Raw genomic sequence first — 24,159 nt, forward strand, 5'->3', positions numbered from 1 at the left:
CAACATGGAACGAAGCCGTTTTTGCATGTATAATAAGGCTATACACATATGAAGGGCTGGTTCTAATGAACGAAAAATGGTTTACAGTCGGGAAAGTTGTTAATACGCACGGTATCCGTGGAGAACTGAAAATTCTTTCGCAAACGGATTTTGCAGAGGATAGATTTGCTTCTGGAAACAAGCTGCTTATGGTGAACGAGGAAAGCGGAGCTTCACTGGAAGTTAAAGTAATCAGCTCACGCGCGAACAAAAACGTATACATATTGAAGCTGGAAGGCTTCACTGATATTAATGCGGTTGAGAAATATAAAGGCTGGGTACTGAAAATTTCAGCCGACCAGCAGCTTGAGCTTGAAGAAGGCGAATATTATTATCACGAAATTATAGGCTGCCGCGTCGTTACCGAGGAAGGCGAGGAGCTGGGCACGATTTCGGAAATTTTAAGTCCAGGCGCCAATGACGTGTGGGTAGTGGATCGTCCGAAGGGCTCGGGGAAGCAGCTGCTGTTGCCTGTTATTGATGATGTCTTAATCAATGTCGACACAAAAGAGAAAATCGTGACGGTCCATTTGATGGAAGGATTGATTTAACTGATGAAAATAGATGTGCTGACGCTGTTTCCCGAAATGTTCGACGGCGTGTTCAATTCGAGCATTTTAGGAAAAGCGAAGGAGAAGGGGATCGTATCCCCTCAAGCAATCAACTTCCGTGCTTATTCAGGCAATAAGCATAACACGGTTGACGATTATCCATACGGCGGCGGTGGCGGCATGGTCTTGAAGCCAGATCCGGTCTTTGCTGCGGTAGAGGATTTAAAGCTGGATGACAATATAAAGCCGCGTGTTATTCTTCTATGCCCGCAAGGTGCACAGTTTACGCAGAAGAAGGCTGAAGAGCTTGCAAAGGAACAGCACTTGGTTCTTATTTGCGGTCACTATGAAGGTTATGATGAGCGTATACGCGAGCATCTCGTAACAGACGAGCTGTCGATTGGTGATTACGTGCTTACGGGTGGAGAAATACCTGCGATGGTGCTCATCGATAGCGTTGTTAGATTACTTCCAGGAGTGCTTGGCAATGAAACTTCTGCCGTTACAGATTCATATAGCACAGGTTTGCTTGAGCATCCCCATTATACTCGGCCTGCGTCGTTCCGCGGCTGGGATGTCCCAGATGTACTGATATCTGGTCATCATGCGAATATTGAGGTGTGGCGTCGTGAGCAGTCACTGCTGCGGACGCTGCAGCGCCGTCCTGACCTTCTAAAGAGCGCCCCGCTTACGGACAAGGAACGCAAATGGGTGGCTTCACAGTTAAAGCAGGAGCCTAATAAGACAGGCAAATAGGACGACCCTAGCTAATAAACAAAGCCGCAACGAATTTCGTTGCGGCTTTGTTTATTTAGAAGTATTCGATGATTATGGCGTGTAAAAATTTTGGGTATAGTAGACGTTATAGGTTCCGCCTAATGCAACACCTGTACCTAGTCGCTCAAGCTTGCTATTTAATAGTGCTTCACGATGGCCTTCTGTTGAATTGACCCAGCCATAGTGAGCAAAAATGCTATTTTTGTATCCGGCAGCTATGTTTTCAGCAGCTGAGTGATACTTAACGCCGTTTGCTTTCATTCGGTCAAAAGGAGACGAGCCGTCTGGATTCGTATGGTCAAAAAATTTACGTGTACTCATATCGTTGCTGTGACCATGCGCAGAGGCAGCAGCGAGCTTGTCCCATTGCAGCAGAGGTATTTTGCGAACAGCGCGTTCAGCGTTAGTAAGATCAAAGAGCTGTTGTTCATATGCGTCTGCCAGCTTGGATGTATTGGCTGATTTTAACGCTGTGGATTTGGAAACGGCTTGATCCATTTGCATGACACCAGCTATTTTGTTTCCATCACGTCGGTCAATGAAGAGAACGGTATGTACTTTTTTTGTAGTGTAAGCATAATAATCGTTATTTGTCTCGACATTGGTTGCTTCGCCAAGCAGCTTTTTGGCATTACCAATCGTTTGACCGATCTGGATGCCCGACTTCATCGCCCAGCTATCTTTGCCATTGGAGAAAAGAGCGATTACCCGGTCATTTTGGATGCCGAACATCATGTAGTTGGTATAGCTGCTATTATAAACGTACCAGGAGAAACCATATTCGCTTGGATCAATCCTAGACGGTTTTCCGAGCGTTTGTTGAAGCTTTTGCAGCGAATCGTTTATCGTTATTTCATGAAGGCGATCACCTGTGTTAATAATTTTAGCATCGGACAACGCTTTTGAGTGAAGTTTGAGGTTATAGAAGAAGGTAAGCGCCTCAGCGCGTGTAAGCTTTCCATCTGGTATGAAGCCGCTAACGGTGGCAGAGGTGCGTCCATTCGATATTTTCTCATCAAGCAGCCACTGAATTGCGCTTTGCTCTGTAAATTCTTTTCCATTTGCCGCGGAAGCCAGAAGCAACGCAGCTTGTCCACGTCGGATTTCGACATTTTGCGAAGCGTTATTGATAGGCCAGCCCAAATTATTCGCATAATCGTAATAAGGCTTGGTCCAATTGCTGGCGCTGGAAGAAGATGTTGTGACTAATCCATAGGCTCTCAATAGCATAGCAAGAAACTCAGCTTCATTAACAACCTTGTTTGGCTTGAAGGAATTATCACCATAACCTTGAGCTAATTTCTGATCAACAGCCCAAGAGATATAGGAGCCAGCCCAGTGTCCATTCGTATCTTTAAAAGCCAAGGATTCAGCAGAGGTTTGCAATGGTGCAGAAATGGTTAATATTAATAGTACAGATGCGATTCCCCCTTTTGTTTTGTTACAAAAAGATTGTTTAATATGGTGCAATTTTGTCACCTCTTCATGTCGGTGTTTGTCATCATTTAGTATACATGATTTATGAATAAAAAAATCGTGTTGTATTATTGGGCTAGCTATGGTAAAATTTCTAATGTTGTTCGTAAAGTCGGACGGTCCGCTATCAGCGATGAACCGATTCAGAGGAATCCGGTGAGCTTATAAGAACGTCTATGGTGGAAGGAGTGAATCAAATGAATCTTTTGCAAACAATCGCGCAAGAAAATCTGCGCCAAGGTCTACCGAACTTTCGTCCAGGTGACACGCTAAAAGTTCATGTAAAAGTTATCGAGGGAACTCGTGAGCGTATCCAATTGTTCGAAGGCGTTGTAATCAAACGTCGCGGCGGTGGAATCAGCGAAACTTTTACAGTGCGTAAAATTTCCTACGGTGTTGGTGTGGAAAGAACTTTCCCGCTTAACTCGCCTAAAATCGAAAAAATCGAAGTGGCTCGCCGTGGTAAAGTACGTCGCGCGAAATTGTACTACCTACGTAGTCTTCGCGGAAAAGCTGCTCGTATTAAAGAAATTCGTTAAGAACAAACGACAAGAGGGGCTTGCGCAAACAAGCTCCTTTTCGTTTTTTCTCAAAGGTCATTTACATATTACAGCATATGGGAAGAAGGCGGACTGAATGGACTCACAGCAGCGAAATGACGGGCTGGACAATGGCAATGATCATGAAATGAAAAATACGCAGGAACATGCGGACATTGAGCAGAATTTACCAAACCGTGCAGCAGCCCATGCATCCGGCTCAGGAAAACAGGGCGGAGCTTATAAAGAAGTCGTAGAATGGATCAAGGCTTTAGTCATTGCGGTCGTTCTCGTATTTCTCATTCGTCAATTTTTGTTTTCACCATTCATCGTCGACGGACCTTCCATGAAGCCTAATTTCGAGACCGGCGAACGGTTAATAGTAAATAAAATTTTGTATACGATACGCGAGCCGAAGTTTGGTGAGGTCGTAGTGTTTGATGTTCCAGAGCAAGGCCGAAAATTTATAAAACGAGTGATTGGCGTACCGGGTGATAAAATTCGACTCGAAGGCGATGACCTTTATATTAATGATAAAAAAATAGACGAGCCTTATTTAAAAGAAGCTGTTGCGGCAGCACATGCCGAAGGCAAGCTATACAACGAAAAAGGAATAAATTCCGATGTATCTGAAATCACTGTTCCTGAGGACACGATTTTTGCACTTGGCGACAATCGCAGCGATAGTACAGATAGCAGGGTTATCGGATTTGTATCGGATAAAGAGGTTGTTGGACGTGCCGATATTATTTTTTGGCCGCTGAACAAACTAGAGTTTATAAAGCACTGGACTAAATGAGGTGAGTAAATGACCATTCAATGGTTTCCGGGTCATATGACGCGGGCGAAACGGCAAATACAAGACAAGCTCAAACTAATCGATCTTGCCATCGAACTATTGGATGCACGGGTTCCGCTATCTAGCCGTAATCCGATGATTGAGGAAATTTTGAACGGCAAGCCAAGATTGATCGTATTAAACAAATCCGACTTGGCTGATCCAAAAACGACAGAGCAATGGATGGCTTATTTCCGTAATGAAGGCCATGAATCGATCGCAATTGATTCCTCAACAGGCACGAAGGTAAATGAGGTTCCGCTCAAGGCAAAGCAAATTTTGCATGAGAAAATTGCACGTCAAATTGCAAAAGGCATAAATCCGCGTGCAATTCGCGGACTTATTGTAGGTATACCGAATGTCGGGAAATCCACGTTGATCAACAAGCTCGCTGGACGCGCTATTGCTTTAACCGGCGACCGTCCTGGCGTTACGAAGGGACAACAATGGATTAAGATTGGAACTGAAATGGAACTGCTCGATACACCGGGCATATTGTGGCCAAAGTTTGAAGACGAGCTCGTCGGATACAGGCTTGCTATGACAGGTGCCATTAGAGAACAAATTTTGAATGTTGACGATATCGCGTTTTTTGCGATGCGTGAGCTGGTAGATCGTTACTGGCCTAACATGAAAGAGCGGTATGAGCTTGAAACGCCACCAAAGGACGCTACGGATTCAGATGAAATCGTGCGCGTGATGGAAGATATCGGACGTCGGAGAGGCTGCCTTGTTAGCGGTGGACACGTCGATTTGGAGAAAACATCCGGAATCATTTTGCGTGATTTGCGCTCAGGCAAGCTAGGAAGAATTACGCTCGAAGCGCCACCTTATTGATGTGAAACGGAGGAACGTAACGTGCTGCAATATGAACAGTCGTTATGGGAAGAAGGATTTAAAGCGATTGCTGGTGTAGATGAGGTTGGCCGAGGCTGCTTGTTCGGAGACGTCGTGGCAGCTGCCGTTATTTTACCGCCAGGGCTAGTGATTGAAGGGGTTAACGACTCCAAGAAGCTTTCCGAGAAAAAGCGTGACCAGTTGTATGATATCATTTTGCAGGAATGTGTTGCGTGGTCGGCTGCTCGTGTTGATGCTGAAACGGTTGATCGAATCAATATTAAGCAGGCAGCTAGGCTTGCAATGAAAATTGCAGTGGAATCGTTACAGGTTCCTTCTGACTATTTGCTTGTTGATGCGGAGAAGGTCGATGTTAGTCTGCCGCAGCTCTCGATCATTAAAGGGGATGCTACAAGCCAATCGATCGCTGCAGCCTCTATCGTTGCCAAGGTTACGCGCGATAGGCTTTGTATGACCGAATGGGAGCAGGAATATCCAGCTTATGGCATTGCTATACACAAAGGATATGCAACGAAGCTTCATCGGGAGCGATTGCTAGCTAATGGACCAAGTCCTCTGCATCGCAGATCGTTTCTCGGCAACTTATTTACAGAGGAGCAGCTGCTTCTCTTCTAGCTGCATCTCGCAGCACATATTATATGACGCTCGATTGATTGTGCGAGGCAAAAGATGCCTAGTGTAATTATCGGGCGTTATTTTGTTTTTGTGCTGTTTTTTGGGGTGAACGGCTACAAGCTTTGCTCATTTTGACCGATATAAGGCTTATAGGTTTAATGAAGTCGTACATGCTTATGTAAAGAGCTCGCTTAAGTGCAAAGAGCAAACGCATAGAATGGCGCTGGAGCAACGGAGGCGAATGAACAAATGAATATAAGTCAAATGATGCGAAGCTTCTTAGGAGAGGCTTCTAGTGCGGATACACGAGCTGTGGAGCTTAAAGTTGGACAAGTGGTAAGAGGCGTCATCTTGCAGGTGATGGAAAATAACGAAGCGCTCGTACAAATTAACGGTGTACAAGTGCGTGCAAAGCTAGAGCTGCCGCTTCAAGTGGGACAATCAGCAATGCTCCAAGTGCAGCCTCAATCAAGCGGAGCGCTTGTAATGCTTAAACAGGTTGAACCTGGTCAAGTGGGATTGCCTGATGATACGTTCAAGGAATGGGCTAAACAGCTGGCATTGCCAGAGCAGAAATGGGCTGCACAGATCGTAAAGGATTTGCGGAAGGAAGGCGTTATTCTGAACCGCGACGTTGCGCAAGCCTTTCAACAGGCTGCATCCGCGATGCCGGCTGGTGGAGATGCAGAGCAATGGATGCAGTCCGCTGCCGCAACCTTTAAAAGAGGGCTGCCTATGACTGGCGCTACTGTAGGTGCGATGCAGCAGGTTATGTTCGGGCGCAGCACGCATGAGCTGCTTGAGACGTTGCAGCAACAAATTACTTCATTCACGAGCGTTTCGGATGAAGGGACAGTTGAAACAAAAGCCGCAACTCAAGCAGCTGCACGTGTGCAAGCGCTTTTGACGGAAGGGCTCGAGCTGCTTCGTGGAGTGACGGCTGAGTCCGGTGCAGCAAGATCAGGAGAGGCCGTTACAAAGGACATACCCAATGCAAAGCAATTAAGCGCACAAATCGTCAAAACGGACTTGCCGCAGGCAACTGCAGCACCTGTCGCTATGTCTGAGGACGAAGCTCCGGATCATCAAGCTAATCCTCAAGCGGCTAGAGCATTAACCAGTCAGTCAAGTCAGCCCAACTGGCTGGGACAGATGATGAAATGGATGGGCGTCGATCATGAGCTTCAGCTTGCCAAAGTTTTTACAACGGATACTCAATTGAGCCAGCAGGCGCCTGCTTCTCAGCCAGCAACAACGGAAACTGCTGCGAAGCCGGCGACTGTAACGTCTGCTTCAGCACCATCGCTACAGACTCCTATCGTCGAGGCTAACAGCAAAGAAGCTGCTCCAACCGTTATGTTGTCAAAACCAGCAGAGTTTGAAACCGCGGATTCTCAGCAAGCAAGGCTGCCGGATCAAAAGCATATTGTCGAACGAGCAGCATTAGCCGTTCTTTCGACCGTTGCAGATAGCATTCCAATGACGGATTCTGCTCCGCCTGCTCAGCAGGAATCGTTGAAAAGCGCATTGCTAGCTCTTGTTTCATCGGATCATACACCTCCTGCGCTCAAGGAGACAGCGCAGCAGCTTGTACAGCAAATAACAGGCCAGCAGCTTTTGCTTACTCCTGAGCGGAATAGCTCGGTTCTCACGCATGTGACGATGTTTATTCCAATCAATAACTCAGACGGCAAACAAACCGCTTCGGTTCATATTCAAACAAGAAGAGGACGAAAAGGAGAGCTTGACGCTTCCAATTGCAGATTACTATTTAATTTGTCGATGAATACGCTGGGCGATACGATGGTTGACGTAAATGTGATGGACAAGATTGTGAGTTTAAACTTGTGGAATGATCATCCTGCAATCTCATCGCTTGCAGAAGGATCTCGAAATGAAATTGCTGCCAGTTTGCAGCAAGCAGGCTATCAGCTGCTTTCACTGCGAACAACGCCGCTTCCCAAAGCGGGGGAATCCAAGGTGGAAGCAGCATCAGCAGCAGTTAAGAACCAGCAAATGACGGATATGAGCGCCTTTGCAGCCAATCGTTACAAAGGAGTCGATTATCGTATATGAGCAGCGATCAGAGTGAAAACCAGCCAAAAACGAAAGTCAGGAAAGCAGTTGCTTTAAAATACGAGCCAGGCGAACGTACTGCTCCGGTTATGATTGCGAAAGGGAAAGGGCATTTGGCGGATCTCATCCTTGAGAAAGCGAAGGAAAATGGCATTCCTGTACAAGAGGATTCCTCGTTAGTAGAAGTGCTCTCTAAGCTTGATATCGATCAAGAAATTCCGGGCGAGCTGTATACGCTCGTCGCAGAAATTTTAAGCTTTGTTTATCGTTCTGACCGAAAAGCGAGGGAAATGATAGATGGGTGATGATGAGGGAAGAACGAGTGGGACGCGGAAACTAGATAATAGGAAAGCTACGGGTCAGCTTGGCGAGGATGCAGCTTGTTTGTATTTAATAGAAGCGAATTATACTATTCTCACGCGGAATTGGCGATGTAGAATTGGAGAAATTGATATTATTGCTGAACATTCTGATAGATTTGTATTTGTAGAGGTGCGTACGAGAAAAGAAGGCGGTAAATACGGCACAGCCGCGGAGTCGGTGGATTATCGCAAGCAACAGAAGGTAAGGGACGCGGCTCAAGTTTATTTACGCAGTGTTGGGCGCTCTGATGCATCCATTCGCTTTGATGTTATTGCGATAACGTTGAGCCGTGCAGATGAGAGCATCATTTCTTTAAAGCATTTTGAGGCAGCGTTCTAAAATGGTAACAAATTGTACTTTCTCTGATGGGAGCTAACCTACAGAGAAAGTTTTTTTATTAAGAAAGCGGCTTATCAAGCCCACGATATTGAATAGCTTCCGCGATATGCATCGTATCGACTGCGTCGCTTGCTTCAAGATCGGCTATGGTGCGTGCCAGCTTCAGCATTCTATCGTATGCCCGCATACTGATTCCAAGCGCTTCAAAAGCACTTTCCAGCAGGCTTGCAGCTTCCGGCTTTAGATTTACAGACCTTCGAAGGGCAGCGCCGTTTAATGATCCAATAGGATTGAGACTCATGCCTGCTGTGCGTTCTTGTTTAAAGGCATATGCACCCAGCACCAGCTGCTTCATTTGGGCAGTATTAAGTGATGGGCCAGTTGAAGCATGCTCTAGAGAAATGGGTCTTGGCACTTCTAGCTGTAAATCTATTCGATCAAGCAATGGCCCTGATATCTTAGATCGATAACGGCTAATGAGTGTAGCGCTGCAAGTGCAGCGTTTATCGCCATACTCATGCCCATAATAGCCGCATGGACATGGATTAAAGGAGGCAGCCAGCATAATGCTGGCTGGAAATTGGAAGACGGCTTTGGAGCGGGAAATGGTTACTATACGATCCTCCAGCGGCTGACGCAAAACCTCAAGCACCTGTCTCGGAAATTCTGGCAATTCATCAAGAAACAACACGCCGCGATGAGCGAGTGTAACTTCTCCCGGCTTCGGGATTGAGCCGCCGCCTATCAGTCCGCCGGACGATATGGTATGATGCGGGGCGCGAAATGGTGGATGTGTAATGAGGCCGTGGGAGCTATCCAGCAGCTTGCCAGCCACACTATAAATTTTCGTAACCTCAAGCGCTTCTTGTTCAGTCAATAAGGGCAATATCCCCGGCAGACGCCGAATCATCATCGTTTTACCCGTGCCTGGAGGTCCGCTGAGCAAAATATTGTGTTTGCCGGCCGCGGCTATAAGCATAGCTCGTTTGGCTTGATGCTGACCGAGAACATCTCCATAATCACCAATTTCATCTTGCTTATCTAGATATGCTTTGTTTTCACTTTGACTAAAGCTGGCATCGTTTCTATGATCGACACGAATATCGTTCCAGTCGGATTGTTTCTTTTTGATTAAATCAAGCTCTTTCAGGTGGCTTAACGCAAACAATTCCATATCAGAAATCCAGATGGCTTCCTTGACGTTCTCTACAGGCAGCAAGACACGCTTAAAGCCAAGTCGTTTCGCTTGTTCAATCATGGCAAGTACGCCGGCTACCGGACGGACATTGCCGTTAAGTGAGAGCTCTCCAAGAAGAAGCGTATTCTCAAAAGGGGCAATGCTAATTTGTCCGCTAGCAGTTAAGATGCCCGCCGCAATGGCTAAGTCAAAGGAAGTGCCTTCCTTGCGCAAATCGGCAGGAGCTAGATTAACCGTAATTCTGTCCATAGGAAAAGTAAAACCACTATTTTTTAGAGCGGCTCGAACACGTTCAACAGATTCGCGAACAGCAGGATCAGGCAAACCCACTACGTTGATTTGGGGTAGACCACTGGAAATATCAACCTCAACTGAAATGCTTTTACCATCAACTCCATAAACGCTTGCGCTTTGAATTAAACTAAACACGACAAAAAGCACCCCCATATGTGTGAATGAAGGTGCTTCCTTACGATTCCGTTCCATCGTTATGAATTTGCCAATATCATAATTTAGTTATCTTCAAATTGTCAATATTTAAAATGTTTCGGGTATGATTTTTAGGATTGGGTCATACTAAAGGGCGTGGTATTTTCCCTTATAAAACGAGCATTACAGCTGGTTTTATCGCTTTAATCTCATTTTGAGATGAAACCCATATCAAAAAAGCCGTATTAATTATGTGTGAAAGTAAGGTAACTGGCGGGGAAAGGTGCTACAATAATAGAGGTTTGTGTACATATGACTGATTTCAGTCTGTGAAATGGAGGATTTCAACAATGAATATCCATGAATATCAAGGGAAAGCGGTCCTTAAACAGTATGGTGTCGTTGTACCTGAAGGTAAAGTAGCCTTCACTGTAGACGAAGCTGTTGAAGCGGCTAAATCGCTCGGAACAAAGGTTGTTGTCGTGAAAGCACAAATTCACGCTGGCGGCCGTGGTAAAGCGGGCGGAGTTAAAGTAGCAAAAAATCTTGATGAAGTGCGCGCTTATGCTAGTGAGATTCTAGGTAAAGTGCTTGTTACGCATCAAACAGGTCCAGAAGGCAAGGAAGTCAAACGTCTTCTGATCGAAGAAGGCTGCGACATTAAGAAAGAATATTATATCGGCGTAGTATTAGACCGTGGTACAGGTCGTGTCGTTATGATGGCTTCGGAAGAGGGCGGCACTGAGATTGAAGAAGTTGCTGAGCACTCCCCGGAGAAAATCATTAAGGAGATCGTTGATCCAGCTGTTGGCTTGCAAGCGTTCCAAGCGCGCAAACTAGCTTATGCAATCAACATTCCTAATGAGCTTGTTAACAAAGCAGTTAAGTTCATGATTTCTCTCTACACAGCTTTTGTTGAGAAAGATGCATCCATTGCAGAAATCAATCCGCTTGTTGTAACTGGCGACGGACAAGTTATTGCTCTTGATGCTAAATTGAACTTCGACTCAAACGCTCTTTATCGTCACAAAGATATCGTTGAGCTTCGCGATTTGGAAGAAGAAGACGCGAAAGAAATTGAAGCGTCCAAATACGACCTTAGCTACATCGCTCTTGACGGCAACATCGGTTGCTTGGTCAACGGTGCAGGCCTAGCGATGGCAACAATGGATATTATCAAATATTACGGCGGCGACCCTGCCAACTTCCTAGACGTTGGGGGCGGTGCTACAGCTGAGAAGGTAACTGAAGCGTTCAAAATCATTTTGTCTGATGAAAAAGTTAAAGGTATTTTCGTTAACATTTTCGGCGGCATTATGCGTTGTGACGTAATTGCAAATGGCGTTGTCGAAGCAGCGAAGCAAGTCGGTCTTGACCGTCCGCTCGTTGTTCGTCTAGAAGGCACTAACGTAGACCTCGGCAAAACTATTTTGAAAGAATCGGGATTGAACATCGTGGCTGCGGATTCCATGGCGGACGGCGCGCAGAAGATTGTCGCTCTCGTGAAATAAGATAACTTGCTGTGTGGCATAGGCCGCATACGAATTCATTCAGGGGATGTGAGTTAAGAGTGAGCATTTTGGTTAATAAAGATACAAAAGTCATTACCCAAGGTATTACAGGAGCAACTGGCTTGTTCCATACCAAAGGCGGATTGGAATACGGTACGCAAATGGTCGGCGGTGTAACACCTGGTAAAGGTGGCACAAACGTTGATATTACTCTTGATAACGGCACGCTCGTATCATTGCCTGTTTTCAACACGGTTGCTCAAGCAAAAGCTGCTACTGGCGCTAATGCTTCAGTTATCTATGTTCCACCTGCATTTGCTGCAGATGCAATCATGGAAGCGGTTGACGCTGAGCTTGATCTTGTTATCTGTATAACAGAAGGCATTCCCGTGCTTGATATGGTAAAAGTTAAGCGTTATATGGACGGCAGCAAAACCGTTCTTATCGGACCTAACTGCCCAGGCGTAATTACGCCGGATGAATGCAAAATCGGCATTATGCCTGGTTACATTCATACAGCTGGACATGTTGGCGTAATTTCTCGCTCAGGAACATTGACTTATGAAGCGGTTCATCAATTGACGACTCGTGGAATTGGACAATCTTCTGCAGTAGGAATCGGCGGCGACCCGGTTAAGGGCTCTGAGTTTATCGATATCTTGAATCTTTTCAATGAAGATCCAGATACCTACGCGGTAATCATGATTGGTGAAATCGGCGGTACAGCAGAGGAAGAAGCTGCTGAGTGGATTAAAGCAAACATGAAAAAACCAGTTGTAGGCTTCATTGGCGGCGCAACAGCGCCTCCGGGCAAACGGATGGGACATGCTGGCGCTATCATTTCCGGTGGTAAAGGAACAGCTGCTGAAAAAATCGCAACGCTTGAAGCTTGCGGCATTAAAGTAGCTCCAACACCATCTGAGATGGGTTCAACGCTTGTGAGTGTTCTTGAAGAGCAAGGCCTTCTTGAAAAATGTATAACACGCAAATAATTATATAGTTTGATCTAAGGTAAGCAACCTTTCAACGACCCGATAACGGGAGTTGGAAGGTTGCTTTTTTTTTTGCGGATTGCCATTATTTTATCGGCTGACTTGCATTCTTATGCTATCTACCGCACAATAGATAAGTATGTAGGCCAGCCCGAGTAGAGAAGGGGCTTGGTACTGATGACTAAAAAACAAGATATTCGTAGACAAATGGTTATTGCCTTTCACGAAATTCCTGGCATAGGATGGCATGCAATTCAGAAGGCTGTTCACCATGAATTTTGGAATAAACGATCATGGAGCATAGAAGATTTACTTGCTATAGGCCTGCATCGCGGTCAAGCGAAAGCAGCGGCTGAACGTTATGCTGAGCGGCCATGGATTTTGACAGAAGATCCGTCAGAAGCAGTTGCTGCAGTAAATGCAATCGCATTAACGCCTTATGATACCGAATATCCGAAAATTTTAAGAGAGATTGCACAGCCGCCTTGGGTCTTGTATGCTAGAGGACGTCTTGAGCTGCTGCAGCGTCCAGCAATTGCAGTAGTAGGTACAAGAGTGCCGACCGCATATGGCAGGCAATCAGCGACTATGCTTGCACAGGAGCTTTCCTCTGCAGGCTTGACGGTTGTTAGCGGCCTAGCCAAAGGTGTCGATAGCAAAGCTCATGAAGCAGCGTTGTACGGAGCGGGAGGAACGATTGCTGTTCTGCCTACGCCTATTGATAAGTGTTATCCAACTGAGAATCTATCATTGTTTCACAAAATTGCCGAGCATGGCTTGCTCGTCTCAGAAACGCCAATCGGTACTCCGCTGCATCCTGGACAGTTTCCACAGCGCAATCGCATTATTGCGGCTTTATCTGTAGGAACGGTTATTGTGGAAGGCGCAACGAAGAGCGGCTCTCTGATTACAGCACAGCATGCAATGGACATGTCTCGGGAGTTGTTTGCTATACCCGGTCCAAACTCATCGCCTAAGAGTGAGGGGCCAAATGCACTCATCAAACGCGGAGAAGCAAAGCTTATTAGCTGTGTTGAAGACATTATCGATGAGCTGAATTGGCTGCCGGAAGCACTTAAAGCTTACAAGGAAGCAGATGCAGCGAACAAGTCCGAACAGGAATTAAATAAGCCGGAGCTCACGCCTGAGGAGAGTAAATTGATTGCTTTTTTGCGAGATCAGCCCTTATCTATTAATGAGTTGCACGAGCTTTCCGCCTTCCCGTTTGGACATTTGAACGCACTTCTGCTAAATTTATGTATAAAACGCAAAATTGAATTGCAGCCCGGATCAATATATATTGCTTTATAGCTTGCAATGGAGAGAGGAGGCGCCTTACATGGCAGATTCTTTAGTTATCGTCGAATCACCCGCGAAAGCCAAAACGATTGGTAAATATCTTGGCAGTAAATATATCGTTAAAGCTTCTATGGGACATATTCGCGATTTGCCCAAAAGCCAGATCGGCGTCGAGGTTGAAAATGATTTTAATCCTAAATACATAACCATCCGCGGCAAAGGCAGCATCCTCAAGGAATTGAAGGATGCCAGCAAAAAAGTGAAACATGTCTTTCTAGCAGCCGATCCGGATCGCGAAGGTGAAGCGATTGCTTGGCATTTGGCGCATTATTTGGAGCTGGATGAGACCGATACTTGCCGCGTTGTATTTAATGAAATTACGAAACAGGCCGTGAAGGATGCTTTTAAGACACCGCGCAAAATTAATATGGATTTAGTTAACGCGCAGCAGGCGAGACGGATTTTGGACCGATTGGTTGGTTACAAGATTAGTCCGCTCCTATGGAAAAAAGTGAAGAAGGGCTTGTCTGCCGGCAGGGTTCAATCGGTTGCCGTTAAGCTCATCATCGATCGTGAGAACGAAATCGATGCATTCATCCCTGAGGAATACTGGTCCATCACTGCGAAGCTGACTCATGCAGGAATTCCTTTTGATGCGAAATATCATTCCATTCATGGAGAAAAACGTGAGTTAGGCAAGGAAGCTGACGTTGAGGAAGTTCTCCAAGCGATGAAGGGCAGCAAGCTCACAGTCTCTGACGTGAGAGAGAAGGAGCGTCTGCGCAATCCAGCGCCTCCATTTATAACGAGCTCCCTTCAACAGGAAGCGGCAAGGAAACTTGGCTTCCGGGCTTCTAAGACGATGTCAGTAGCACAGCAGCTGTATGAAGGCGTTGAGCTGGGTAAAGAAGGTACAGTCGGTTTAATTACTTATATGAGAACCGATTCTACGCGCATCTCGCCTATCGCTCAAGAAGAAGCGAAAGAATTCATTTCTGAGAAGTATGGCGAAGCTTTTGTGCCTGAACAACCGCGCATTTACACAAAGAAAAACAGCAACGCTCAAGACGCGCATGAAGCAATTCGGCCAACGTCCATATTAAGAGATCCCGAATCAATGAAACCGTTCTTGAGTCGTGATCAGCTGCGACTGTATAAGCTCGTATGGGAACGTTTCGTATCGAGTCAGATGCAGTCGGCAGTGCTCGATACGATGACGGTGGATTTGCAGGCAGGCGATACAACGTTTAGAGCTACTGGTTCTAAAGTGAAATTTGCCGGCTTTATGAAGGTATATGTGGAAGGCAACGATGACGGAACGGTTGAAGAGCATAAGTTCTTGCCGCCGCTAGCCGCTGGAGATGTCATTCAATCAGAATCGATAGATCCAAAACAGCATTTTACGCAGCCGCCGCCACGTTTTTCGGAGGCACGACTAGTAAAGACGCTGGAAGAGCTCGGTATAGGTCGTCCAAGTACGTATGCGCCGACACTGGAAACGATTCAGAAGCGCGGATACATTGCAATGGAAGAGAAAAAATTTATGCCAACTGAGCTTGGAGATCTTGTCATTCAGCTCATGGAAGAGTTTTTTCCTGAAATTTTGGATGCGGAGTTCACAGCGAACATGGAAGGCAACCTCGACCATGTGGAAGAAGGCACAGAGGATTGGGTAAAGGTGCTCGCTACATTTTACGAATCCTTTGAGAAAAGATTAGAAGTTGCCGAAGATGAAATGAAGGAAATCGAAATTCAAGATGAGGTGTCTGATGAGCTTTGTGAGAAGTGCGGACGCCACTTAGTTTATAAGATGGGCCGATTCGGCAAGTTTCTTGCGTGCTCGGGCTTCCCGGATTGCCGCAATACGAAACCGATCGTCAAGGATATCGGTGTTACATGTCCGAAATGCGCAGAAGGCAAAATCATTGAGCGTCGGAGCAAAAAGGGACGTATATTTTATGGCTGTGATCAATATCCCGGCTGTGATTATGTGTCATGGGATAAACCGACGAACAAACCTTGCCCGCAATGCGGCGAGTCCAAGCTTGTTGAAAAGCGCAATCGCAGCGGAGCAAAGCTGCTTTGCCCAACATGTGATTATTCCGAAGAGGTATTGGATGAAGACGAGCAAGGTACCGATACGGATTAATTAAGCATGAGCTAGCAATAGCAGCCATACTACAGAATTGAATGACAACCGCCTTACCCGTCCTCCCTTCACAAAGGGGGGACACCGTTGTTAAACGGGCTATTAAGCTGCTGTAATCGATTTATAATGGTTTCATTCATTTTGATGTTTCAAATGGCTTAAATCGCTCATATCGCACCAAAGCTTCTACTGTCTTTCAGTTATGTGATACTAAAGGTCGCGCAAGCTGAACTCATATCACGAACTGATGGAAGAGATCTTTGTTTGCACAAGTTGAACTCATATCATTAACTGATGCTGATGGAAGAGATCTTTGTTTGCGCAAGCTGGAAGCGTGTCACGAAGTGACGGAAGCGATCTTACGGCAATGGGATGGATAACCGACTGATTAACACAGAGGTTAGTCCAATTGCAGGTGTCCAGAGGACGCAGTCCTTGGGGCCCTCCCTTGGAAGGGAGGGTTTGGGTGGGTTCGAGAAGCTTGTGGGTTTTAAGTTTTAAAAGGATTTGAAGTTTTATAAGGGTTTTAAGTTTTAAAAGGATTTGAAGATTTAAAAATCTTTGAAGTTTAAAAAGGAATTGAATGTTTTTAAATTCTTTTAAAAGTGTTATAAAATTATTGTAAAAATGTTTTGAAATTTAAAAAATGTTTTTAAATTTTTGAGAAATAAGAAGGATTTTAAAAGGTCTTTCTACCTCAAAAAAGCTTCTTAAGTTAAACGTTGAAAAGTTTTACAACTTTCAAAATGTTTGAAATTTTTGGAAGGTTCGAAATTATTAATTTACAATAAAAAAACCTTTGAAGGCAAGGTAGTAGCGCCAAAGGTCAACCTACGTGAACTATATCTGAAAGGATTGAATATATTTTGTCACAACCACAAAAAGTAACCGTCATCGGAGCAGGACTAGCAGGCAGCGAGGCAGCATGGCAAATTGCATCACAAGGAGTACCTGTCGTTTTGTATGAAATGCGTCCAGTCACAAAAACACCTGCTCATCATACGAATCAATTTGCAGAGCTTGTATGCAGCAATAGCTTGCGTTCTAATGGTCTTGCAAATGCTGTTGGAGTGTTAAAGGAAGAGATGCGCCGACTAGACTCGCTTATTTTAAGCTGTGCTGATCAGCACGCTGTACCTGCGGGAGGAGCGCTGGCGGTTGACCGCGACGGTTTCTCTGGTGAAGTTACTCGCAGACTGCATGAGCATCCACTTGTTGAAGTACGGAATGAAGAGGTAACAGAAATTCCGAAAGACGGGATAGTTGTTATTGCTACAGGCCCACTGACAGCACCGGGCTTGTCTTCGCAAATTCAAGAGCTGCTAGGCGAAGAGTATTTTTATTTCTATGATGCTGCAGCGCCAATCGTCGAAAAAGATTCGATTGATATGAGCAAGGTTTATTTAGCTTCCCGTTACGATAAAGGTGAGGCTGCTTATTTGAACTGCCCAATGACAGAAGAAGAATTTGAAATTTTTCACGAAGCGCTGACAACAGCTGAGAAAGCAGAAGTAAAAGATTTTGAGAAGGAAGTCTACTTTGAAGGCTGTATGCCGATCGAAATTATGGCAAGCAGAGGCAAACAAACCGTATTGTTTGGACCTATGAAGCCAGTTGGACTTGTAAATCCGCACACGGGTGAGCTGCCGCATGCTGTAATTCAGCTTCGTCAGGATAACGCTGCAGGAACATTATACAACTTGGTTGGATTCCAGACTCATCTCAAATGGGGAGAGCAAAAACGCGTCTTCTCATTAATACCAGGTCTGGAAAATGCTGAGTTTGTTCGTTTCGGCGTTATGCATCGCAATACGTTTATCAATTCACCTCGTTTGCTTAAGCCTACCTATCAGCTTAACAACCGCGAGACCTTATTTTTTGCAGGCCAGATGACTGGTGTTGAAGGTTATGTGGAATCTGCTGCTTCCGGCTTGATTGCTGGAATCAACGCTGCAAGATTAGCTCGAGAACTTGAACCACTCGTATTGCCGGAGCAAACTACGCTTGGCAGTATGGCTCATTATATTACAACAGCCGATTTCAAGCATTTCCAACCAATGAATGCTAATTTCGGTTTATTTCCACCGCTTGAGAAGAAGATCCGCAGCAAAAAAGAAAAGAACGAAATGATTGCGAATCGTGCTTTGGAAGGTATTGAGCAATTTAAAAAGGAACATTTGCAATAATATTGCGTAATGAAGGCATGGCAATTTAAATATTTGGAACCTTGAGGAGGCAAAGCAATGGAAATGCAATTTCACGCTACAACGATTTGCGCAGTTCGTCATGAGGGAAAAGGTGCAATTGCCGGGGATGGTCAGGTCACTTTTGGGAATAGCATGGTCATGAAAAACTCTGCTAAAAAAGTAAGAAGGCTTTATCGCGGTCAAGTCGTCGCAGGTTTTGCAGGATCAGTTGCAGATGCCATTACTTTGTTCGAGAAGTTTGAGGCAAAGCTGGAGGAGCATCACGGCAACTTGCAGCGTTCAGCTGTTGAGCTTGCCAAGGAATGGCGTTCAGACCGTGTCCTTCGTAGATTGGAAGCGATGATGCTCGTTATGGACAATACCGGCTTGCTGCTTATTTCAGGCAACGGTGAGATCATTGAGCCAGATGACGGCATTCTAGCAATCGGCTCAGGCGGCAGCTTCGCATTATCAGCAGCAAGGGCGCTTCAGCGTCATGCACCTCAAATGGAAGCAAAGGATATCGCACGTTCATCGCTAGAAATAGCGGCAGAAATTTGTGTATTCACGAATCATAATATTATTGTTGAAGAGATCGTATAAATCGAGTAACAGGATATTGGATAGAAGGCCAAACTTCGGAAAGTCTTAGCGAAGAATAGAAATCGGAGGGATTTTATAATGGGAAATGATGCACTGACGCCTCGTCAGATCGTAGCGGAGCTTGATAAGTATATTGTTGGGCAAAAACCAGCGAAACGTTCTGTAGCCATTGCGCTTCGCAATCGTTACCGGAGAAGTTTGCTCGATGAAACGCTGCGCGATGAAATCGTTCCGAAAAATATTTTGATGATCGGACCTACCGGAGTAGGTAAAACGGAAATCGCACGCCGCTTGGCAAAGCTGGTTAAAGCACCATTTGTGAAACTAGAAGCGACGAAATTTACTGAGGTCGGATATGTAGGCCGTGATGTTGAATCAATGGTCCGCGATCTAGTGGAAACAGCTATACGTATGGTGAAAACAGAAAAAACGGAAAAAGTAAAAGACAGAGCAGAAAAGCTAGCTAATGATCGCATCGTTTCTTTGCTTGCTCCGTCAACGGCTAAGGCCAAATCGCAAAAAAATCCATTTGAAATGTTGTTTGGCAATCAACAGCAATCAGAAGAGCAAAAGGAAGAGCCGGAAGTGGAAAATGCGCTCTTTCAAAAACGTTCGCAAATTAAAGAGCAGCTCGCGGCTGGCAAGCTGGAAAACGAAATCATTGAAATTGAGGTAGAGGACTCCTCTCCTAATATGATGGATATGCTTTCAGGCCAGGGTCCAGAGGGCATGGGCATGAATATGCAGGAGCTGTTCGGTCAATTAATGCCGAAGAAGCCGAAGAAACGCAAGCTGCCTGTAAAGGAAGCACGCAAGGTGTTGACTCAGGAGGAAGCTAACAAAATAATCGATATGGATGATGTCATTACCGAATCGATTACAAGAGCTGAGCAATCCGGCATTATTTTCATAGATGAAATTGACAAAATTGCGAGCCCATCACGTGGATCTGGCCCAGATGTATCTAGGGAAGGTGTTCAACGTGATATTTTGCCTATCGTTGAAGGCTCAACTGTCATGACAAAATATGGTCCAGTTAAAACGGATTATGTGTTGTTTATCGCTGCTGGCGCGTTTCATGTTGCGAAACCTTCGGACTTGATACCAGAGCTTCAAGGTCGTTTCCCGATCCGGGTAGAGCTGACTAGTCTTAGCTTGGACGACTTTGTAAGCATTTTGAAAGAACCAAAAAATGCTTTAACGAAGCAGTATTCAGCTCTACTTGAAACGGAAGGCATTCAGATCGAATTTACGGATGAGGCGATTCGCGAGCTTGCGTCTATTGCCGCAGATGTTAACCGCAATACAGAAAATATTGGCGCACGTCGCTTGCATACGATTTTGGAGAAGCTGCTGGAGGATCTATCTTTTGAAGCGCCTGAGCTTTCGCTCGAAAAAATGACGATTACGCCGGAATACGTTCGAGAAAAACTCGGAAGCATTGCGCAAAATCGTGATTTGAGTCAATATATACTGTAGTTGTTATGAGTTTTGGGAGGCATTAGAATGACTTTACTAACGAAGACTAGAACGCTGAACCGGTTGTTGCAACGCGCAGCTGGCAAAGCGCTGAGTTTCAGGGAAATGGCAGAAGTACTTTGTACAACGATTCAAACCAATGTGTTTGTCGTCAGCCGGAGGGGTAAAATACTTGGATGCTCCGCAGTAGATGCGTTTGATCATGATTTCATGCGAACGTTATCAGCTGATGAGCTTCGTTTTCCGCAAGAGAGCAACGTTCGGTTTCTTGATATGCAGGAATCGATGACGAATGTGAAACCTGATTCGGGAATTTACGAAACTTTTCCACGGTTAGGTGATCAAGAAATTATGACGGTTGTACCTATTATTGGCGGAGGAGATCGTCTAGGTACGTTGGTCCTGACCCGTTTGTCCGGTACTTTCGATGACGATGACCTTATTTTAGCTGAATATGGTTCAACGATTGTAGGCATGGAGATTTTACGGGAGCGCGCGGATGAGATTGAGCAAGAGGTTCGCAGTCGTGCAGTCGTTGCCGTTGCAGTCGGTTCGTTGTCATTTAGCGAATTAGAAGCAGTCGAGCATATTTTCGAGGAGCTTGATGGCAAGGAAGGTTTGCTTGTCGCATCGAAGATCGCTGATCGAGTAGGCATAACTCGTTCAGTTATTGTAAATGCGCTTAGGAAACTGGAGAGTGCTGGTGTCATAGAAACAAGGTCATTAGGCATGAAAGGCACATACATTAAAATATTAAATCACCAATTATTGCAAGAATTAGATAAGATGAAGCGATAATTATAGGACGTTTAGACCATTTTTGCCCTATCTGATTTTAAAGATAGGGCTTTTTTCTTATTGTAATAATTTAGGAAATTGTTGAATATTATCATGTCGGCAAAAATCGACACATGTATCTCATTTTTTTAATATTTACTGTCGAACAAAGAAGGAATGAGCAGTAATCTGTTGAATACGTTAAGAAGATCCCCTATGTGAAAGTGGTGAAACTACGTGAATTTGTTGAATGGCGCAGCATTTGGAAGAATGGAAGGTGCGCTTCAAGCAGCTGAAATGCGGCAGCGCGTCATTTCTAACAATGTGGCAAACGGTGATACGCCGCATTTCAAACGGTCAGAGGTTTTGTTTGAGGAATTATTAGAGCAATCCATGGGAAATACGCAAGGGCAATTGATCGGCAAACGAACGAATCAAAAGCATATTGCTATTGGAGCAAGTTCTTCTAATGTACCTATACCCAAACTTATTACCGATGAAACAACTTCGATGAACAACAATGAAAATAATGTTGATGTCGATCGTGAGATGTCTTTGCTTGCTAAGAACCAATTAAGCTACAACTTTTATGTCCAACAGATTAATCATGAGGTAAGAATGATGCGCACAGCGATTGAAGGGAGAGCTTAACGATGAAATTGTCCACAGGGTTTGATATCAGCGCTTCGGCTCTATCAGCACAAAGACTGCGGATGGATGTAATTTCTTCTAATATAGCGAATGCTGAAACGACGAGAGGCAGTTTTGTAAATGGACAATTCCAGCCGTATAAGAGAAAGATGGTTGTCATTGAACCTCTGCAGCAGTCCTTCTCAAATGTGCTTTCTCAGCAAATGAATGAAAACTCCGCTGCTCAAGGAGTTAAAGTTACGAGAATTAAAGAGGATCAATCGCCAAACAAGCTCATTTATAATCCAACGCATCCTGATGCTGATGCAAACGGCTATGTTAATATGCCGAATGTGGATGTAACGAAGGAAATGGTAGATATGATTGCAGCTACAAGATCTTACGAAGCAAACGTAACCGCGCTAAACGCTACCAAGTCAATGTTTGTTAAGGCACTAGAAATAGGAAAGTAATTGATTAACAATTCCATATGAAGTATTGGGGGAGTAATGATGATACAAGCGATGTCGCTTAGCCCGGTTCAGCCAACCAAACTCATTGAAACTAAATCGGTTCAAGAAGCGACTCCGGCGCAATTGACGCAATCATTTGGTCAATATCTAGAAACGGCAATTAATAATGTAAGTGATCAGGAAAAAAACGTTCATAAGCTTAACGACAAATACTTAATAGGTCAGGTTGACGTTTCAAAGGTTTTAATTGCTTCTGAGCAGGCGCAACTAAGTTTGCAGCTTACCTCACAAGTCCGCAACAAAATGGTCGAGGCATATCAAGAAATGATGCGGATGCAAATTTAACCATCATGAAGACCTAGCATAGTATTTGGGTGAGGTGAAAATGTGAACGAGAGAATCGCCCAGTTTCGAGGTAGGCTTACACAATTATGGAGCCAGACGGGCAGAAAACAAAAAATTTGGTTGGGGGCATCTATTAGTGGACTATTGTTAGCAATTATTTTGTTAACGATTGTATTTACGAGAACGGAATACGAAATTGCTTTTCAAGGTTTGGATACAACAGACGCAGCTGCTATTATGACTTACTTAGACGGAAGCGGAATACCTTACCAGCTCAGCAACAATGGGAAAAGCATTTCAGTACCGAGCACAGATGCAGCACGAATAAAGGTAGATGTAGGTTCTCAAGGTTTAGTTCAAAACGGTTCCATTGGTTTTGAAGCATTTAATGCAAGCTCAAGCCAGTTTGGCACAACCGAAAATGAATTCAATGTAAAATATTTGAATGCTTTGAACGGTGAAGTTCAACAGTTGCTGAATGCGATGCAAGGTGTGGACAGTTCGAAGGTTTTGGTTAACTTGCCAAAAGAAAGTGTATTTCTTTCTGCAGAAGACGCGGAGCAAGCATCAGCATCGATTATGATGAAATTCGTGTCTGGCTATCGTCCAAGCCAGAAGGAAATCGACGGCTATTACAACTTGGTGAAAACAGCAGTTCCGGATTTGGCAATTAAGGATATTACGATCTCAAGTCCTCAAGGCGAATTAATTTACTCTGATGTTGCTGGCGGGATTGCTAATAATTCAGATGCGGTTGAGTCCCAATTCGTCATTCAAAGGAAATACGAGGCTGAGCTCAAGAAAAATATCCAGCAGTTTCTAGGAACGATCGTTGGAGCTGATAATTTAGTCGTTCAAGTTTCTAGCAGCATGAACTTCGATAAGAAGACATCGCAAGAATCTGTTGTGAAGCCGCTAGACAATAACAACAATAACGGCATTATCATTAGTGAACAGCTGAATAACAGTACTTCGACTGGCAATTCCGGAGACGCTGGCGGTGTTGCAGGAACTGGAGAGACTGACGTGCCAGGCTACGAAGCGGCTGCGACGGGCAGCAATTCTTCAGAATCGAACTCGACTATTCGGAATTATGATGTGACACGAATCAACAACAACATCGAATCCGGACCATTTGTTTTAAAAGACCTTTCTATTAGTATCGGCATTGAACAGTCACAAATGAATGATGAAGCAAGCAGAACGGCCATTATGACATATTTGACTGCATTGGTGCGCGCACAACTAGCTGATTCTGGTCAAGATGTAACCAATGACGCATTGATAGAGAAAAAAGTTGCTCTTATTGCAAGAACATTTTCTGGAAGCAGTTCTGCTAAGGAATCGAGCCTCCTATCAACACCTTGGATTATCGGAATTGGTGTTGCTGCTCTTGCTATCATTGGCGGACTTATCTACATGTTAGCACGCAGACGCAAGAAGGTTGCCGAGGAAGAAATTGAATTGGTTGCTCCAGCTAAAGTGGAATATCCAACTCTTGATTTGGAAAGTGTCAACAACGACAGTCAGGCTAGAAAAAATCTTGAAACACTTGCCAAACGAAAACCGGATGAGTTCGTTAACCTTCTTCGCACATGGCTTGTGGATGAATAGAGG

23 protein-coding genes are annotated in these 24,159 nt (G+C 44.8%); 21 read left to right on the forward strand and 2 right to left on the reverse strand.

Annotation, left to right across the window (positions count from 1 at the left end; translation table 11 throughout):
* Nucleotides 1-65 precede the first annotated feature (65 nt).
* Both rimM and trmD read left to right on the forward strand, forming a co-directional pair.
* A complete protein-coding gene (rimM, locus tag AC0VYE_RS15440) occupies nt 66-590 on the forward strand; it encodes a ribosome maturation factor RimM (RefSeq protein ID WP_475448999.1) in 525 nt (174 codons plus the stop codon).
* A gap of 3 nt (nt 591-593) precedes the next feature.
* Nucleotides 594-1,346: a tRNA (guanosine(37)-N1)-methyltransferase TrmD gene (gene trmD, locus AC0VYE_RS15445; RefSeq protein WP_339208901.1), complete on the forward strand. Its 753-nt coding sequence runs from the start codon at nt 594-596 to the stop codon at nt 1,344-1,346.
* Between the two features lie 72 nt (nt 1,347-1,418).
* Here the strand turns inward: trmD and AC0VYE_RS15450 are convergent, their stop codons facing one another.
* Entirely contained in the window at nt 1,419-2,837 is a 1,419-nt protein-coding gene (locus AC0VYE_RS15450) for a CAP-associated domain-containing protein (RefSeq protein WP_475449001.1), read from the reverse strand.
* A 203-nt stretch (nt 2,838-3,040) separates the two neighbouring features.
* Between AC0VYE_RS15450 and rplS the strand changes: the two genes are divergently transcribed.
* The 7 genes from rplS (at nt 3,041) to AC0VYE_RS15485 (ending at nt 8,471) form a co-directional block, all read left to right on the forward strand.
* A complete protein-coding gene (gene rplS, locus AC0VYE_RS15455; RefSeq protein ID WP_053375699.1) occupies nt 3,041-3,382 on the forward strand; it encodes a 50S ribosomal protein L19 in 342 nt (113 codons plus the stop codon).
* Nucleotides 3,383-3,479: 97 nt separating this feature from the next.
* Nucleotides 3,480-4,181 (forward strand): signal peptidase I, encoded by a 702-nt coding sequence (lepB, locus tag AC0VYE_RS15460; RefSeq protein ID WP_256710900.1) that lies wholly within the window; start codon nt 3,480-3,482, stop codon nt 4,179-4,181.
* Nucleotides 4,182-4,190: 9 nt separating this feature from the next.
* Nucleotides 4,191-5,057 (forward strand): ribosome biogenesis GTPase YlqF, encoded by an 867-nt coding sequence (ylqF, locus tag AC0VYE_RS15465; RefSeq protein WP_076268343.1) that lies wholly within the window; start codon nt 4,191-4,193, stop codon nt 5,055-5,057.
* Between the two features lie 21 nt (nt 5,058-5,078).
* On the forward strand, nt 5,079-5,693 hold the full coding sequence (locus tag AC0VYE_RS15470) for a ribonuclease HII (protein ID WP_441911298.1): 615 nt from the start codon (nt 5,079-5,081) through the stop codon (nt 5,691-5,693).
* Between the two features lie 249 nt (nt 5,694-5,942).
* Nucleotides 5,943-7,769, forward strand: a complete 1,827-nt coding sequence (locus tag AC0VYE_RS15475) for a hypothetical protein (RefSeq protein ID WP_475449004.1) — start codon at nt 5,943-5,945, stop codon at nt 7,767-7,769.
* Nucleotides 7,766-8,074 carry an EscU/YscU/HrcU family type III secretion system export apparatus switch protein gene (locus AC0VYE_RS15480; RefSeq protein WP_475449006.1) on the forward strand — a complete coding sequence of 103 codons (309 nt, stop codon included), beginning with the start codon at nt 7,766-7,768 and terminating at the stop codon, nt 8,072-8,074. The genes AC0VYE_RS15475 and AC0VYE_RS15480 overlap by 4 nt, the downstream gene beginning before the upstream one ends.
* Nucleotides 8,067-8,471 (forward strand): YraN family protein, encoded by a 405-nt coding sequence (locus AC0VYE_RS15485; protein WP_475449008.1) that lies wholly within the window; start codon nt 8,067-8,069, stop codon nt 8,469-8,471. The genes AC0VYE_RS15480 and AC0VYE_RS15485 overlap by 8 nt, the downstream gene beginning before the upstream one ends.
* Before the next feature lie 58 nt (nt 8,472-8,529).
* Here AC0VYE_RS15485 and AC0VYE_RS15490 read toward each other — a convergent pair whose 3' ends face one another.
* Complete coding sequence (locus tag AC0VYE_RS15490; protein ID WP_475449010.1) at nt 8,530-10,098, reverse strand: YifB family Mg chelatase-like AAA ATPase; 1,569 nt, start codon at nt 10,096-10,098, stop codon at nt 8,530-8,532.
* 350 nt (nt 10,099-10,448) lie between these two features.
* Here AC0VYE_RS15490 and sucC point away from each other — a divergent pair, with 350 nt between their 5' ends.
* From sucC to fliF, 12 genes are all read left to right on the forward strand, one after another.
* A complete protein-coding gene (gene sucC, locus AC0VYE_RS15495; protein ID WP_076268348.1) occupies nt 10,449-11,609 on the forward strand; it encodes an ADP-forming succinate--CoA ligase subunit beta in 1,161 nt (386 codons plus the stop codon).
* A gap of 59 nt (nt 11,610-11,668) precedes the next feature.
* Nucleotides 11,669-12,601: a succinate--CoA ligase subunit alpha gene (gene sucD, locus AC0VYE_RS15500; RefSeq protein ID WP_053375706.1), complete on the forward strand. Its 933-nt coding sequence runs from the start codon at nt 11,669-11,671 to the stop codon at nt 12,599-12,601.
* 177 nt (nt 12,602-12,778) lie between these two features.
* Nucleotides 12,779-13,912 (forward strand): DNA-processing protein DprA, encoded by a 1,134-nt coding sequence (dprA, locus tag AC0VYE_RS15505; RefSeq protein ID WP_475449012.1) that lies wholly within the window; start codon nt 12,779-12,781, stop codon nt 13,910-13,912.
* Between the two features lie 28 nt (nt 13,913-13,940).
* On the forward strand, nt 13,941-16,049 hold the full coding sequence (gene topA, locus AC0VYE_RS15510; RefSeq protein ID WP_076268350.1) for a type I DNA topoisomerase: 2,109 nt from the start codon (nt 13,941-13,943) through the stop codon (nt 16,047-16,049).
* Nucleotides 16,050-16,915: 866 nt separating this feature from the next.
* Nucleotides 16,916-18,235, forward strand: a complete 1,320-nt coding sequence (trmFO, locus tag AC0VYE_RS15515) for an FADH(2)-oxidizing methylenetetrahydrofolate--tRNA-(uracil(54)-C(5))-methyltransferase TrmFO (protein ID WP_475449014.1) — start codon at nt 16,916-16,918, stop codon at nt 18,233-18,235.
* A gap of 57 nt (nt 18,236-18,292) precedes the next feature.
* On the forward strand, nt 18,293-18,838 hold the full coding sequence (gene hslV / locus AC0VYE_RS15520; protein WP_475449016.1) for an ATP-dependent protease subunit HslV: 546 nt from the start codon (nt 18,293-18,295) through the stop codon (nt 18,836-18,838).
* Between the two features lie 78 nt (nt 18,839-18,916).
* Nucleotides 18,917-20,317, forward strand: a complete 1,401-nt coding sequence (gene hslU, locus AC0VYE_RS15525; protein WP_441881297.1) for an ATP-dependent protease ATPase subunit HslU — start codon at nt 18,917-18,919, stop codon at nt 20,315-20,317.
* A 27-nt stretch (nt 20,318-20,344) separates the two neighbouring features.
* Nucleotides 20,345-21,115: a GTP-sensing pleiotropic transcriptional regulator CodY gene (gene codY, locus AC0VYE_RS15530; protein WP_076269144.1), complete on the forward strand. Its 771-nt coding sequence runs from the start codon at nt 20,345-20,347 to the stop codon at nt 21,113-21,115.
* Nucleotides 21,116-21,331: 216 nt separating this feature from the next.
* Nucleotides 21,332-21,745 (forward strand): flagellar basal body rod protein FlgB, encoded by a 414-nt coding sequence (gene flgB / locus AC0VYE_RS15535; protein ID WP_076269145.1) that lies wholly within the window; start codon nt 21,332-21,334, stop codon nt 21,743-21,745.
* A gap of 2 nt (nt 21,746-21,747) precedes the next feature.
* Complete coding sequence (gene flgC, locus AC0VYE_RS15540; RefSeq protein ID WP_076269146.1) at nt 21,748-22,197, forward strand: flagellar basal body rod protein FlgC; 450 nt, start codon at nt 21,748-21,750, stop codon at nt 22,195-22,197.
* 39 nt (nt 22,198-22,236) lie between these two features.
* The gene (gene fliE / locus AC0VYE_RS15545; RefSeq protein ID WP_076269147.1) at nt 22,237-22,542 is read left to right on the forward strand and encodes a flagellar hook-basal body complex protein FliE; all 306 of its coding nucleotides are present in this window, start codon (nt 22,237-22,239) and stop codon (nt 22,540-22,542) included.
* Between the two features lie 42 nt (nt 22,543-22,584).
* On the forward strand, nt 22,585-24,156 hold the full coding sequence (gene fliF, locus AC0VYE_RS15550; RefSeq protein WP_076269148.1) for a flagellar basal-body MS-ring/collar protein FliF: 1,572 nt from the start codon (nt 22,585-22,587) through the stop codon (nt 24,154-24,156).
* Nucleotides 24,157-24,159 lie beyond the last annotated feature (3 nt).

The sequence above is a fragment of the Pristimantibacillus sp. Z349TD_6 genome (assembly GCF_056173205.1).